Below are 14,248 nucleotides of genomic sequence, written 5' to 3'. Positions count from 1 at the left end.
GATTCAGCGCAGGCTCCAAGGCCTGCGCACCAAGGCAAAGCAAAAGCTGTACCACACAATTGCAATGAACCTTCAGCGAACGCCGCGACTCGAAACCACACGTACAGATCAGCTACCCACGGAGATAACCATGGCCGGTAAAACAGCAAAGACTGCTCAAGAGATACTGATGGAGGATTTTCAAACCCTGGTCAGCGATACCGAAAAGCTGCTGGACGACACTGCCGTGCTGGCCGGTGACCAGGCTGACGAGTTGCGCACCAAGATCCACGAGAGCCTGCTCAAGGCCCGCGAGACCCTGCAACTGACCGAAGACTCATTGCGCGAGCGCGGCCAGGCGGCAATCACCGCCACCGAAGACTACGTGCAAGCCAACCCATGGCAGTCAGTCGGCATTGCTGCCGGCGTAGGCTTTTTGATCGGTCTATTGGCTACAAGGCGCTAACCATGTCTATCGGCGAATCCAGCTCATCCACGAGCGCACATTCCTCAGCAAGCGGTTCAACTTCCCGACGCCTGGGCGCAGCTGTGCTGGGCTTGCTGCACAGTCATGTCGAGTTGTTCGGCATTGAATTACAAGAGCAAAAGGCCCGTACCGTCAGCCTGTTGCTATTTGCCGGCCTGGCATTGGTGTTTGCCCTGCTGTTGCTGGTGGGGTTGTCGACGCTGGTGATGATCTTAGTGTGGGACACGGGCTATCGCCTGACCGGCATCATCTGCCTCTGCGTGTTCTACAGCCTGGCCGCTGCGTTCTGCGGTGTGCGCTTGAAGGCGGCGGTATTCGATGAGTCCACGCCCTTCCACGCCACGCTCGAAGAACTGGCCAATGACCGGGAGCGCCTGCTGCCATGAGCATGACTGAAATCCCGCAAAATACTTCTCGCCGGGAAATGCGCAAAGCCTTGATTCGCCTGCGCATGGAAATGCACCGCCAGGAAATCCGTCATGAGTCCCAACAACTCATGGCGCCCCTGCACAAAATGCGCAACATGCGCCACAACTGGCAGGACAGCCTGGGCATCAAGCACGCGCCGTTGTGGGGTGTGGCGGCGGTTACGCTGATGGGCTTCTTTACCGGCAAGGGCGCCAAGGGCGGCAGTATCAGCAGCATCACGCGCCTGGTGCGGCTGGGTGCCGGCTTGATCCCCCTGATCAAGTTGGCCATGCAAGGCTCTTCGCGCAAAAGCTGACCCTCGTTAGCCGATGACCGCAATGACCAGACACCTGCTGGTCATTGCGGTTTTTTGCGCTGCCTGTTAATTGATACCCACGCGGCCGACCGCTGGATTCGCCTGCCCTTGAAGGCCGAACCGGGAAGCTGGAACTGTCATTCACACTACGGAGAGCCTGCGCCTTGGATTGGCCCACCCTGCTAACCCGCGAACGTCTTGGAAAACCCCTGCACAGCCCTGAAGAACTGGGCCGCAGCCCCTTCCACAAAGATCACGACCGCATTATTTTCTCCGGCGCATTCCGGCGCCTGGGACGCAAGACCCAAGTGCATCCGGTTTCGAGCAACGACCATATCCACACACGCTTGACCCACTCCCTGGAAGTCAGCTGCGTGGGGCGCTCACTCGGCATGCGCGTGGGCGAAACCCTGCGCAGCGCCCTGCCCGACTGGTGCGACCCCAGCGACCTGGGCATGGTGGTGCAATCGGCCTGCCTGGCCCATGACATCGGCAACCCGCCATTCGGGCATTCCGGCGAAGACGCCATTCGCCACTGGTTCCAACAGGCCGCCGGGCGAGGTTGGCTGGATGGCATGAGCAGCGCCGAACGCAATGACTTCCTTAACTTCGAAGGCAATGCCCAGGGCTTTCGGGTACTCACCCAACTTGAATACCACCAGTTCGACGGCGGCACGCGGCTGACCTACGCCACCTTGGGCACGTACCTCAAATACCCCTGGACTGCCCGTCACGCCGACTCGCTGGGCTACAAGAAACACAAGTTCGGCTGTTACCAGAGCGAGTTGCCAATTCTTGAGCAGATCGCCCACAAGCTTGGCTTGCCCCAGTTAGAGGAACAACGGTGGGCGCGTCACCCGCTCGTCTACCTGATGGAGGCAGCCGACGACATCTGCTACGCGTTGATCGACCTGGAAGATGGCCTGGAAATGGAGCTTCTGCAGTACAGCGAAGTGGAGTCGTTGTTGCTCGACCTGGTCGGTGATGACCTGCCACAAACCTATCGCCAGCTGGGCCCATTGGACTCTCGCCGACGCAAGCTGGCGATCCTGCGTGGCAAAGCCATCGAGCACCTGACCAATGCGGCTGCGCAGGCGTTTGTCGAACAGCAGGACGCCCTGCTGGCCGGCACGCTGCAGGGAGACCTGGTGGAGCATATGCACGGCCCGGCAAAGCGCTGCGTGCTGGATGCCAAAGACATGGCGCGCAAGAAAATTTTCCAGGACAAGCGCAAGACATTGCATGAAATCGGCGCTTACACCACCTTGGAAATCCTGCTGAACGCGTTCTGCGGCGCGGCCCTTGAACAACATGGAGGGCGAACACCGTCGTTCAAGAATCGGCGCATTCTCGATTTGCTGGGCAACAGCGCGCCGGACCCCGCCTGGCCACTGCACGCCTCGTTCCTGCGAATGATCGACTTCATTGCCGGTATGACCGACAGCTACGCCACCGAAATGGCACGGGAAATGACTGGGCGTTCCAGCCCTCAGTAACGCTTGCATCCGACCGCCTGTTCCCTGAAACGAATTGCCCTACGATGGGAACAGAGCGGACTGATCGAATTCGTACAAGCATCCGAAGAATAATCACGCGTTCCCAACCGACCGAGCAATTCTACTGCCCCCATCGACGCTTGCCTCACTGTGTGCTTTCTATGCCCAGATACTCTCTTCGTATTCTTTTGGTGGAGGATCACCCGTTTCAACTTCTGGCCACCCAATGCCTGCTCAACAGCTTCGGCTTCGATCAACTGACTGCGGTGGAAAACGCAGAGCAGGCCATACGCACAATGAGCCAGTCCGAACATCCCTTTGACCTGATGTTGTGCGACCAATGCCTGCCCGACCTGCCCGGACTTGAACTAGTGGAAATCGCCAGCCGTCGGCGCTTCATTACCAGCGCTATTCTGTTAAGCGGGTTACCCACGCCAGAACTGATGAGCCTGACAAAACAAGCCTCGCAACGAAGTCTTCCGCTTCTTGGCTATTTATCAAAACCGTTGAACAAGGACGAACTTGAAAAGTTAATCGGCTTAACTTTTACCCTCCCTACGTAGGACTTTAAACATCTTCTTCGACGAAATACGCTACGAAGCCCGCCGTAAAAACTCAAGCCTATCACCATGCCACGATTGCGTTTGAAACGCTCACATGCTCTGTCACGACTACCCATCAACTTGTAGGCGTATACCTTTTTAATTGTAGGAACTTTCCTGTTTTGCATCTACTGCTCGTGCGCTTCATGCCGTGCCCTTATCTTCTGAGCTAATGTGCCCGCTTTATTTGCACCTGCATGGAATGTGATTATGAACTCAGTTTTTATTATCGATGACCACCCCGTTATCCGGCTTGCTATTCGAATGTTGCTGGAGCACGAAGGTTACAAGGTCGTCGGCGAAACAGACAACGGGTGCGATGCCATACAAATGGTCCGTGAGTGCCTTCCAGACTTGGTGATTCTGGATATCAGCATCCCGAAACTCGACGGTCTCGAGGTGCTCTGCCGATTCAATGCCATGAACACCTCAATGAAGACCCTGGTGCTCACGGCCCAGTGCCCGACGCTATTTGCTACGCGGTGCATGCGCTCGGGCGCCGAAGGCTACGTGTGCAAGGAGGGTGACCTGAGCGAATTGCTGAGCGCCATTCGCGCTGTCCTGTCCGGCTACAACTACTTCCCCAGCCAGGCATTGAGTGGCCCCGGAGCCGAAGGCATGGATGTCCAGGAGCTGGAACTGTTCAAGTCAGTTAATGACCGAGAGTTGATGGTCCTGCAACTTTTTGCGCAAGGTCGCACTAACAAGGAAATTGCCAAAGGTATGTTTTTAAGCAACAAGACGGTCAGTACTTATAAAAAGAGACTCATGCAGAAACTCAAAGCCAAATCCTTGGTAGAACTCATCGAGATGGCAAAACGAAACGCGCTAGTGTGAGAAAGCGGATGCCCAGGCGTATAAAGGACTATCTGATTATATAGTGCCGGTTTGTACTTCAGCACTACCGTGCTGGCGGAGCACCAAACCAGCCCGGAACGTTTCACCCTCTTGAGTCGTGCGGGAGCTGTTCAACTGGACACTCATTTTGACAAGGCCCAGCGCCAGTGGCTGCAGAACAAACGTGAACTCACGCTGGGGACATCCACACCTGATTACCCGCCCTTCGACCTCACTTCCAGCGGCCATGACTACGAAGGCCTTACCGCCGACTACGCAGGATTACTGGCCAAGGCACTCTCCCTGCCAATCAATGTGATGCGCTACCCCTCCCGAGCGGCGGCCATTCGCGCCCTGGAAGACGGGGAAATTGACCTGCTGGGCTCCTCAAACGGGTTTGAAGCTGCGACGCCAAATCTTATCCTCTCCGAACCTTATGCCGTGGACCAGCCGGTGCTGGTCACGCGCGAGGGAGAAACCCGCAGCCTCAGCGAAGGCCTCGATGGGTTGCGCCTGAGCCTTGTCTATCACTACCTGCCGCTCAATGAGGTGGAGAAGCTGTACCCCAAGGCGAGCATCCGCGCCTACCCGTCCTATCAGAATGCCTTGAATGCAGTGGCCTTCGACCAGGCGGATGTGTTTCTCGGTGACACCATTTCCACCCATTACATGATCAACAAGGGCTATCTCAAAAACATTCGCATGGCCAACTTCGGCAAGCATGAAGCTTATGGCTTCAGTTTTGCCATGCGCCAGGACAACCGGATGCTCCTCAGCATTGTCGATTCAGTCCTGGCCTCGGTGCCCATCAACGAAAGGGAAAGCATTGCCAAGCGCTGGAGCGCCGGCAGCGACATCCTGCTGACCGACAAGAAGCTGCAACTGACCCAGCGCGAAGAGCGCTGGCTCAAAGAGCATCCGGTGGTCACCGTGGTCGTCAACGAAACTTTCGCGCCCCTGACGTTCTTCGATGCAGACGGCAACTTTCGCGGCATCACCGCCGACTTGCTTGAGTTGATTCGCTTGCGCACCGGCCTGCGTTTTTCGGTGCAGCGCGGGCGCGATGTCAGCGCGATGATCGACCAGGTCGCGACCCAGAAAGTCGATATGATCGGTGCCATCGTGCCCAGCAACGAACGAGATTCGCAGCTTAATTTCAGCCGCCCCTACCTGGAAAACTCCTATGTATTGTTGACACGCAGAGAGCAAGGTGCCCCCTCGAACATGGAGCAGATGGCAGGAAAGCGTCTGGCAATCACCCGAGGCAACCCACTGGCCGCGACCTTGAGCAAAGACTTCCCGCAGGTTCAACTGGTGGAAACCAGTGATACGTTCAGAGCATCGGAGCTGCTAGCACAGGGACAAGTGGATGGGGCAGTGAATACCTTGGTGATCGCCAACTATTTCCTGTCATCCCAGGTCTTCCAGGATAAATTGCAAATAAGCGCCAGCATCGGCACAACCCCAGCGACCTTCTCTCTTGCTACCTCGCGCCAAGCCACGGAGTTGAGCTCGATACTCGACAAGGCGCTGCTCAGCATTGCCCCGGATGAAATGGGCGTAATCAACAGTCGCTGGCGTGGCTACACCGCCGCATCGGACAGCTACTGGCGTAATTACCATCAACTGATCGCGCGAATCATCATCGGCACCGGGCTGTTGCTGTTGATATCCCTAGCCTGGAACGCCTACATGCGTCGCCAGATCAAGCATCGAAAAATGGCCGAACGTGCCCTCAACGATCAGTTCGAGTTCATGCGTGCACTGGTCAATGAGACGCCCCATCCGATCTACGTGCGCGACCGCAATGGGTTGTTGCAGACCTGTAACGACAGCTACCTGCAGGTGTTCGACGTCAAGCGCGAAGAGGTGATCGGCAAAAGCGTGACCCAGATGACCATGGCGCTGGCGTCGGAGGCAGCCCAGTATCATGCTGACTATCTGCGTGTGGTGGCCGAGGGTAACCCGCTGATCCTCGATCGCAGCCTGCATATCCACGACAAGAAACTGACCATCTATCACTGGATCCTTCCCTACCGCGACTCTACGGGTGAAGTCCAGGGCATCATCGGTGGCTGGATCGATATCAGTGACCGACGCCAGCTATTCGATGAACTACGCGCTGCCAAGGAGCGCGCCGACGAAGCCAACCGCGCCAAGAGCACGTTCCTGGCTACCATGAGCCACGAGATTCGTACCCCGATGAACGCTGTGATCGGCATGCTCGAACTGACGCTCAAGCGCGCCGACCAAGGACACCTTGACCGTCCGGCGATCGAGGTGGCGTACAACTCGGCCAGAGACCTGCTGGAGCTGATCGGTGACATTCTCGACATCGCGCGTATCGAGTCCGGCCGCCTCAGCCTGGCGCCGGAGCGCGTCAACCTGCGGGAGGTAATTGAATCAGTGGTGCGCGTCTTCGACGGTCTCGCACGGCAGAAAACCCTCAGCCTGCTGCTGGAGTTCAAACCCGACCTGAACGATATCGAGGTGCTGATAGACCCGCTGCGCTTCAAGCAGGTGCTATCGAACCTTGTGAGCAACGCGATCAAGTTCACCGAACAAGGGCAGGTCAAGATCAAGGTCGAGCTGCAGCCTACCCAGGCCCCGGAGCAGATCGAGCTGAAACTGGTGGTGGAAGACACCGGCATCGGCATCAGCCGGGATGACCAACAACGCCTGTTCGAACCCTTTGCCCAGGCGGACAACTCAGGGCAACTGGCGCGCAGTGGCGCGGGCCTGGGTCTGGTGATCTGCCGCAGCCTGTGCGCGATGATGGGCGGCCAATTGAGCCTGAGCAGCGTGCCCATGGTCGGCACCCAGGTGCACGTCAACCTGAGCATGCCTCGCCTGCAAGCGATCCAGGCGGTGGGTGAACACACGCCGCCAACGCCGGCCACCGCACGGGTGCTTAACGTACTGGTGGTAGACGACCATCCGGCGAATCGCCTGCTGATGTGCCAGCAATTGGGCTACCTGGGGCATAAATTCATCGCTGCCGAGCACGGAGCCGCAGGGTTCCAGGCCTGGCGTAAAGAGCATTTCGACCTGGTAATTGCCGACTGCAACATGCCCATCATGAATGGCTACGAACTGAGTCGTTCAATCCGTGAATATGAGCAACGCGAACAATTGGTGCCCTGCGTGGTACTGGGCTTTACCGCCAACGCCCAGCCGGAGGAAAGGCAACGGTGCGTGCAAGCCGGCATGGATGACTGCCTGTTCAAACCCATCAGCCTTACCGTATTAGAGCGCCAACTGGCACATATCGCCCCTGAAACCGTGCCCCAACGGCTGGACCTCGAATGCCTGGAAGCGCTGACCGGCGGTGATCCACAGTTGAGCCGACGCTTGCTGGAGGAGCTGCTGAGCAGCAGCCTTCACGACCGCAAGGTCCTTATCGAACTGCGGGATCGACACGCGCCCCCCTCGGACATCATTGAGCAAGCCCACAAGATCAAGGGTGCCGCCCGCATCGTTCAAGCCCATTCGTTGGCGGGGCAATGCGAAGCCTTGGAGCAAACCTGTTCTCGCAATGAGGAGTGGGCCGTGATCGAAAGCGGCATCAGGGCCCTGGAACAGCTCATGCTGGAATTGGAGAAGATGCTGCGGGTTCAACTCGATGAACTGCAAGCCCCATAGCACCAGGGCCCGTCGTGGCGGGAGCGAGCAAATGCGCTCCTACCGCGACCAGCATAAGTACCCACTGCTTCAGCAGTCGGTCAACTGCAGGAAAATCTCCGCCAGCCGCTCAATCCCCTCCTGGTCCTGAGGGGTAAAGCGGCCCAGCAATGGGCTGTCGAGGTCAAGGACACCAATCAGTTGGCCGTCCTTGACCAATGGCACCACCAATTCACTGTTCGAAGCGCTGTCGCAGGCGATATGGCCTGGGAACGCGTGCACGTCCTCCACGCGCTGGGTTTTCCGTGAGGCCGCAGCCGCACCACACACGCCGCGACCAAACGGAATGCGCACACAGGCGATCTGCCCCTGAAAGGGCCCAAGCACCAGCTCTTCGTTACGATTGAGATAAAAGCCAGCCCAGTTCAAGTCATCCAACTGGTTGAACAGGAACGCGGAAAACTGCGCACTGTTGGCAATAAAATCGCGCTCATAAGCCAGCAATGACTCCAGTTGCGCGCAGAGCATGGCATAGCCATCAAGGCCGCTGCCGGCCTGTTGTAAATCGATCATGGTTGACGTTCCAGCAATTTAAGACCCACCCAGTAACGGGCGAATTGATAGGCGCACCGGCCATTGCGGTTGCCGCGCCCAGTGGCCCAACGCACCGCGAGAACGTCAAGCTGCTCATCGCGCTGCCACTGCAAGCCGGCCTTGCTGGCCAACTCACCGATCCAGTGTTCCACCACATCCAGGAAATGCTCCTGGGTAAAGGGGTAGAACGACAACCACAAGCCAAAACGATCCGATAAGGCAATCTTGTCTTCAACCGCCTCGCTCGGGTGCAATTCGCCGTCCACGCGTTTCCAGTTGTCATTGTCGCTCTGGTTTTCCGGCACAAGGTGGCGACGGTTGGACGTGGCGTACAGCAGCACGTTTTCCGGCGCCTGTTCCAGGGAACCATCCAGCACGCTCTTGAGCACGCGATAGTCACCTTCGCCGGCCTCGAACGATAGGTCATCGCAAAACAAAATGAAGCGTTGTGGTAGCTTGACCAGTTGCTCGACCACCCGCGGCAGGTCAGCCAGGTGGTCACGCTCGATCTCGATAAGACGCAGGCCGGCGTTAGCGTGCTGGGCGAGCAAGGCCCGGACCATGGAAGACTTGCCGGTGCCACGCGAACCCCATAACAGGGCGTGGTTGGCGGGTAACCCATCAAGGAACTGTTGGGTGTTGCGCGCCAGTTGTTCACGTTGTTTGTCGACACCGATCAGGTCCGACAGGCGCATGTCCAGGCTCACTTCCAACGGTAACAGGAAGCCATTGCGACCTTCGCGCTGCCAGCGGGCGGCCAGGCATTGGTGCCAGTCGATCGCCTGGCGTGGGGCGGGTAACAACGGTTCCAGGCGAGCCAGCACCGCATCGGCGCGCTCAAGAAAGGCATTCAATCGAGAATCCACAGCTATTCCTCTGGCAACTTCTTGCAAAAGATGGCGTATTGGCAACCCTGCGGCAAACTGTAGGGCTGCATCAAACAAACGATTCATGCCGGGCGAGCCAAAGCTTGTGGATGTTCAGCTATGCTTGCCGGGCGAAGGGAAACGCTAAGTGGTTCAACACTCGATGGATATCAAGTTCGCCCACCGCTTGTCTTATAAACAAGCCAGATTGACTGTGCTGGTCGGTTTCGTCTTGGGAACCCTGCTCAGTCTGATCCAAATCGGCATTGATTATGCCAGTGAAGACGCATCCATCAACCGTGAAATACGCTCACTGATTGAAATCAGCCATAACCCGGCGTCAAGAATCGCCTACAACATCGATGCCGAACTCGCCCAGGAACTGACCTTGGGCCTGCTGCACTCCCCCGCCATCATCCGCGCGCAGTTGATCGACAACAATGGCGTGGTGCTGGCCGACGTCAACCGTCCGCGCAAGGAAAGCAACTATCGGCCGGTCAGCGATTTTCTGTTTGGTGCCAATCGCCAATTCGAAGACCGACTGTTTCTCAGCCATATGCCCAACGACTCCCTTGGTGTGTTACGCCTGGACGTCGATACTTATGCCTTTGGCAGCCGTTTCCTGCATCGCGCCGAGATCACTCTGCTCAACGGCTTCGCCCGCAGCCTGCTGCTCACCGGGATTTTGCTCGGCCTGTTCTACGTAATGCTCACCCAACCGCTGGTGCGCATTATCCGCGAGCTGAGCACACGCAAACAGGCGCGCCTGGATTGCCCACCGGGGCATGAACACGATGAAATCGGCGTGCTGGTCAGCGTCGCCAACCAACAATTCGAAAACATGGAAACCGAGATCCAGCAACGGCGCCATGCCGAAGATCGCCTCACGGAGTATTTGGGGCAACTGGAAAATATCGTTTCTGCGCGCACCCTCGAACTCAAGGCCAGCAACCAACGCTTGAGCCAGTCCAACGATGAGCTGGAGGCGGCGAAAATGACTGCGCTGGGCATGGCTCAGGCACGGGCAGCATTCCTGGCCAATATGAGCCATGAAATTCGTACGCCGCTCAATGGGTTGCTGGGCATGATTGCCCTCTCACTGGATAGCCCGCTGACCGCCGAACAGCGCCAGCAACTGTCCATTGCCCATGACTCAGGCAAAGTGCTGGTGGAGTTGCTCAACGATATTCTTGACCTGTCCAAGTTCGACGCCGGCCAGCTGGAACTGGAGCATATCCCGTTCGACCTGGGTTCATTGGTGGAAGACACCGCCAACCTGCTCTCGCAAAATGCTGCTCCGAGCGTGGAGCTGACCTGCCTGATCGACCCGCAATTTCCCGCCCAGGTGGTCGGCGACCCTACCCGTGTGCGGCAGATCGTCAGTAACTTGCTCTCCAACGCCTTGAAGTTCACCCGCTTTGGCCGCGTCGATGTGCGCCTGCGCGCCTTGGAAGGTCGGGTCAGCATTGAAGTATGCGATACCGGCATTGGCATCGCCCAGGAAGCCCAGGTGAAAATCTTCCAGCCGTTCACCCAGGCCGGCGCTGGCATTACCCGCCAGTTTGGCGGGACGGGATTGGGCCTGGCGTTGACTCATAACCTGTGCGAAGCCATGCAAGGCCGCTTGAGTATCAGCTCGGAGGTGGGCTTTGGCAGCCAGTTCTGCGCCGACCTCCCACTGCCCGCGCATTTGCCTGCCATGCGCTATGCACCGCTCACGGGCGAGGTGATCGCCATCACCAACGCCGGCGGCGGGCTGACGGAGCTGCTCACCACGCTATTGCCCTCTTGGGGGCTGACACCGCGCTGCTATTCCCAGGACGATGATTTGAGCGGGCTGGCGCCCGACCTGTTGATCACCGACTGCCCTGAATGCTTGTTCCGCTTGCGCCCGGGCATCAGCGCGCCGATTCTGCTGGTTACCGCCTATGGTAACTTTTTGCCCAGCGAAGAAGTCACGGCCCTGGCGCCGCTGCAGCAACAAGCGCGCCCATTGAGCCGCAACGCGCTGTACCAGATCCTGCAACGCAACCTGCGCAGCGGCGCGCAACTGGTGCTCGACCCGGTCCAGATAGAAACCGCACCGCTTGCGCACCGCGCGCGCATCCTGCTGGTGGAGGACAACGCGGTCAATCAACTGGTGGCCAAGGGCATGCTCAGCAAGCTCGGGTGTGAGGTGATCGTCGCGGCCCATGGCGGCGAAGCCCTCAAGCTTCTGGAGGACCAGCGCTTCGACTTGGTGTTGATGGACTGCAACATGCCTGTGATGGATGGCTATGAAGCCAGCCGACAAATTCGCCGCAGCGGGCGTTGGCCGGACTTGCCCATTGTTGCCTTGACCGCCAACGCGATGGCCGAAGAACGCGAGCGTTGCCGGGCCGCAGGAATGAACGATTACCTGGCCAAGCCGTTTCGCCGGGAAGAACTCAACGCCTTACTGGAACTGTGGGTACCTAAAACAACCAGCCTCTGATGGGTACCCGCAATATTGCGGTCATTTGAGCAGGGCTTCAATCTCCTGGGTCAAGTCCTGAGGCTTGGTGGTTGGCGCAAAACGCTTGACCTGCTTGCCATCACGGCCGATGAGAAACTTGGTGAAGTTCCACTTGATGTTCTTGAAACCTAGCAGCCCCGGGGCCTGTTTTTTCAACTGCACAAACAACGGGTGGGCATCGCTGCCATTGACGTCGATTTTCTTGAACAGCGGAAAACTGACACCGAAGTTCAGCTCGCAGAACTCGGATATCGCGCCTTCATTGCCGGGTTCCTGCTTGCCGAACTGGTTGCAGGGAAAGCCGAGCACCACCAGGCCCTGGTCCTTGTATTGCTGCCAAAGTTGCTCGAGGCCCTTGTACTGCGGTGTGAAGCCGCATTTGCTCGCGGTGTTGACCACCAGAATGGCCTTGCCGGCAAAGTCGGCCAAGGTCTTTTGCTCACCCTTGATGGTGGTGCAAGGGATGCTCAGCAGGGAGTCGCTCATGGCAATGCCTCAAGTCAGGGAAGGAAGAGCCTTATTTGTAGGAGCGAGCTTGCTCGCGAAAAACTATCAGACGCCGCGTTCATTCAGGAAACCCGCCGTATCGTTGACGTTTTTCGCGAGCAAGCTCGCTCCTACAGGGACCATGCAAGCCTAGCGCGGCACCAGCTCCAGGCATACCGAATTGATGCAGTAGCGCAGGCCCGTCGGCGGTGGGCCGTCCGGGAACACATGCCCCAAGTGTGCATCACACTTGGCGCAGGTGACTTCGGTGCGAATCATGCCGTGGCTGACATCGCGGATCTCGACCATCGCGCTGTCGGCGATCGGCTCATAGAAACTGGGCCAGCCACAGCCGGAATCAAACTTCGCCTTGGAATCGAACAGCGGCTCGTTGCAGCAGATGCAGTGGTAGACGCCGTCGGTCTTGGTGGCGTTGTACTTGCCGCTGAACGGTCGCTCGGTACCCTTGAGACGGCACACGTTGTACTGCTCCGGATCGAGCATCGCCTTCCATTCATCTACAGTTTTCTGCAACTTATCCATCGGTACACCTCGGCAACTGAAAAACCCTGATCTGTGTCTTTTCCATGGATCAGGCGGCACGTATGATTGCGCCTCTTCAAAACGCCAGTCTGGCACCCGCGCCATCGGCATTCAAACGTATTTATGGGTGCGGGCCGTGCAGGCTTCACCCTACGGTAGTGCCTACGCCGTCGGGATCGTTCATTTTCAGGATCACATCGCCATGCAGGTCAGCAAATCGAACAAGCTCGCCAACGTCTGCTATGACATTCGCGGCCCGGTGCTCAAGCACGCCAAACGCCTGGAAGAGGAAGGCCATCGCATCCTCAAGCTGAACATTGGCAACCCGGCGCCGTTTGGTTTCGAAGCGCCGGACGAAATCCTTCAGGATGTGATCCGCAACCTGCCGACCGCCCAGGGTTACAGCGACTCCAAGGGCCTGTTCAGCGCGCGCAAGGCGGTGATGCAGTACTACCAGCAGAAGCAGGTCGAAGGCGTCGGCATCGAGGACATCTACCTGGGCAACGGCGTGTCCGAGCTGATCGTGATGTCCATGCAGGCGTTGCTCAACAATGGCGATGAAGTCCTGGTGCCAGCCCCGGATTACCCGCTGTGGACCGCCGCCGTGACCTTGGCGGGCGGCCACCCGGTGCATTACCTGTGTGATGAGGGCGCCGACTGGTTCCCGGACCTGGCCGACATCAAGGCCAAGATCACGCCCAACACCAAGGCCCTGGTGATCATCAACCCGAACAACCCCACTGGCGCCGTGTACTCCAGGGAAGTATTGCTGGGCATGCTGGAACTGGCGCGTCAGCACAACCTGGTGGTGTTCTCCGACGAGATCTACGACAAGATCCTCTACGATGACGCCGTGCATATCTGCACCGCCTCCCTGGCCCCGGACCTGCTGTGCCTGACCTTCAATGGCCTGTCCAAGTCCTACCGCGTGGCGGGTTTCCGCTCCGGCTGGATCGCCATCTCCGGCCCCAAGCACAATGCGCAAAGCTACATCGAAGGCATCGACATGCTGGCCAACATGCGCCTGTGCGCCAACGTACCGAGCCAGCACGCGATCCAGACCGCCCTCGGCGGCTACCAGAGCATCAACGACCTGATCCTGCCCCAAGGTCGCCTGCTGGAGCAACGTAACCGCACTTGGGAGCTGCTCAACGCTATCCCCGGCGTGAGCTGTGTGAAGCCCATGGGCGCGCTTTACGCGTTCCCGCGGATCGACCCGAAAGTCTGCCCGATCCTCAACGACGAGAAGTTCGTGCTCGACCTGCTGCTGTCAGAAAAACTGCTGGTCGTGCAAGGTACCGCCTTCAACTGGCCATGGCCGGATCACTTCCGCGTGGTGACATTGCCACGTGTGGATGACCTGGAGATGGCGATTGGTCGCATCGGTAACTTCCTGAAGTCCTATCGCCAGTAAGGCAATTGACGCTGTACGACTCTCAAAGGGTCGTACAGCGATTATCTGGCAACACTTCTGTGTCACTTACTTGCGGTTGTACTTCATTTGGCCCCTGCCTATGAC

At 58.2% G+C, this 14,248-nt stretch carries 12 protein-coding genes and 1 pseudogene; 9 read left to right on the top strand and 4 right to left on the bottom strand.

Annotated elements, in window-relative coordinates; all coding sequences use genetic code 11:
* The first annotated feature begins 130 nt into the window (after positions 1-130).
* From AC1RAC_RS12685 to AC1RAC_RS12655, 7 genes and pseudogenes are all read left to right on the top strand, one after another.
* Complete coding sequence (locus tag AC1RAC_RS12685) at positions 131-445, top strand: ElaB/YgaM/YqjD family protein (protein ID WP_003189926.1); 315 nt, start codon at positions 131-133, stop codon at positions 443-445.
* 2 nt (positions 446-447) lie between these two features.
* Positions 448-852, top strand: a complete 405-nt coding sequence (locus tag AC1RAC_RS12680; protein ID WP_005786473.1) for a phage holin family protein — start codon at positions 448-450, stop codon at positions 850-852.
* Positions 849-1,190: a hypothetical protein gene (locus tag AC1RAC_RS12675; RefSeq protein ID WP_034127163.1), complete on the top strand. Its 342-nt coding sequence runs from the start codon at positions 849-851 to the stop codon at positions 1,188-1,190. Before AC1RAC_RS12680 ends, AC1RAC_RS12675 begins: the two co-directional genes overlap by 4 nt.
* Positions 1,191-1,354: 164 nt before the next feature.
* On the top strand, positions 1,355-2,686 hold the full coding sequence (locus tag AC1RAC_RS12670; RefSeq protein ID WP_034127162.1) for a deoxyguanosinetriphosphate triphosphohydrolase: 1,332 nt from the start codon (positions 1,355-1,357) through the stop codon (positions 2,684-2,686).
* A 161-nt stretch (positions 2,687-2,847) separates the two neighbouring features.
* Entirely contained in the window at positions 2,848-3,249 is a 402-nt protein-coding gene (locus tag AC1RAC_RS12665; RefSeq protein ID WP_089042696.1) for a response regulator, read from the top strand.
* A 249-nt stretch (positions 3,250-3,498) separates the two neighbouring features.
* A complete protein-coding gene (locus AC1RAC_RS12660; RefSeq protein ID WP_034127160.1) occupies positions 3,499-4,125 on the top strand; it encodes a response regulator transcription factor in 627 nt (208 codons plus the stop codon).
* Positions 4,126-4,133: 8 nt separating this feature from the next.
* A pseudogene (locus AC1RAC_RS12655) lies at positions 4,134-7,767 on the top strand (transporter substrate-binding domain-containing protein).
* Between the two features lie 69 nt (positions 7,768-7,836).
* Here AC1RAC_RS12655 and AC1RAC_RS12650 read toward each other — a convergent pair.
* A complete protein-coding gene (locus AC1RAC_RS12650; RefSeq protein WP_054920140.1) occupies positions 7,837-8,319 on the bottom strand; it encodes a GAF domain-containing protein in 483 nt (160 codons plus the stop codon).
* Positions 8,316-9,206, bottom strand: coding sequence for an ATP-binding protein (locus AC1RAC_RS12645; RefSeq protein ID WP_034127157.1), 891 nt, complete (start codon positions 9,204-9,206; stop codon positions 8,316-8,318). The genes AC1RAC_RS12650 and AC1RAC_RS12645 overlap by 4 nt, the downstream gene beginning before the upstream one ends.
* Before the next feature lie 163 nt (positions 9,207-9,369).
* Between AC1RAC_RS12645 and AC1RAC_RS12640 the strand changes: the two genes are divergently transcribed.
* On the top strand, positions 9,370-11,679 hold the full coding sequence (locus AC1RAC_RS12640; protein ID WP_034127156.1) for a hybrid sensor histidine kinase/response regulator: 2,310 nt from the start codon (positions 9,370-9,372) through the stop codon (positions 11,677-11,679).
* Positions 11,680-11,700: 21 nt separating this feature from the next.
* Here the strand turns inward: AC1RAC_RS12640 and AC1RAC_RS12635 are convergent, their stop codons facing one another.
* Both AC1RAC_RS12635 and msrB read right to left on the bottom strand, forming a co-directional pair.
* Positions 11,701-12,186, bottom strand: a complete 486-nt coding sequence (locus tag AC1RAC_RS12635) for a glutathione peroxidase (protein WP_314548425.1) — start codon at positions 12,184-12,186, stop codon at positions 11,701-11,703.
* Positions 12,187-12,336: 150 nt separating this feature from the next.
* A complete protein-coding gene (gene msrB / locus AC1RAC_RS12630; protein ID WP_034127154.1) occupies positions 12,337-12,729 on the bottom strand; it encodes a peptide-methionine (R)-S-oxide reductase MsrB in 393 nt (130 codons plus the stop codon).
* Between the two features lie 202 nt (positions 12,730-12,931).
* Here msrB and AC1RAC_RS12625 point away from each other — a divergent pair, with 202 nt between their 5' ends.
* Positions 12,932-14,143 (top strand): pyridoxal phosphate-dependent aminotransferase, encoded by a 1,212-nt coding sequence (locus AC1RAC_RS12625; RefSeq protein WP_044273990.1) that lies wholly within the window; start codon positions 12,932-12,934, stop codon positions 14,141-14,143.
* Positions 14,144-14,248 lie beyond the last annotated feature (105 nt).

Source organism: Pseudomonas sp. GW823-FHT02F05, from assembly GCF_058797315.1.
Note: the sequence above shows the minus strand (reverse complement) of the source record. Positions and strands in the feature narration are given on the sequence as shown.

Excerpts from the sequence above, each read along its gene's own strand:
- AC1RAC_RS12665 (WP_089042696.1), top strand. The coding sequence starts at position 2,848 with ATGCCCAGATACTCTCTTCGTATTCTTTTGGTGGAGGATCACCCGTTT.
- AC1RAC_RS12675 (WP_034127163.1), top strand. The coding sequence starts at position 849 with ATGAGCATGACTGAAATCCCGCAAAATACTTCTCGCCGGGAAATGCGC.
- AC1RAC_RS12635 (WP_314548425.1), bottom strand. The coding sequence starts at position 12,186 with ATGAGCGACTCCCTGCTGAGCATCCCTTGCACCACCATCAAGGGTGAG.
- msrB (WP_034127154.1), bottom strand. The coding sequence starts at position 12,729 with ATGGATAAGTTGCAGAAAACTGTAGATGAATGGAAGGCGATGCTCGAT.
- AC1RAC_RS12685 (WP_003189926.1), top strand. The coding sequence starts at position 131 with ATGGCCGGTAAAACAGCAAAGACTGCTCAAGAGATACTGATGGAGGAT.
- AC1RAC_RS12660 (WP_034127160.1), top strand. The coding sequence starts at position 3,499 with ATGAACTCAGTTTTTATTATCGATGACCACCCCGTTATCCGGCTTGCT.
- AC1RAC_RS12650 (WP_054920140.1), bottom strand. The coding sequence starts at position 8,319 with ATGATCGATTTACAACAGGCCGGCAGCGGCCTTGATGGCTATGCCATG.
- AC1RAC_RS12640 (WP_034127156.1), top strand. The coding sequence starts at position 9,370 with ATGGATATCAAGTTCGCCCACCGCTTGTCTTATAAACAAGCCAGATTG.
- AC1RAC_RS12680 (WP_005786473.1), top strand. The coding sequence starts at position 448 with ATGTCTATCGGCGAATCCAGCTCATCCACGAGCGCACATTCCTCAGCA.
- AC1RAC_RS12625 (WP_044273990.1), top strand. The coding sequence starts at position 12,932 with ATGCAGGTCAGCAAATCGAACAAGCTCGCCAACGTCTGCTATGACATT.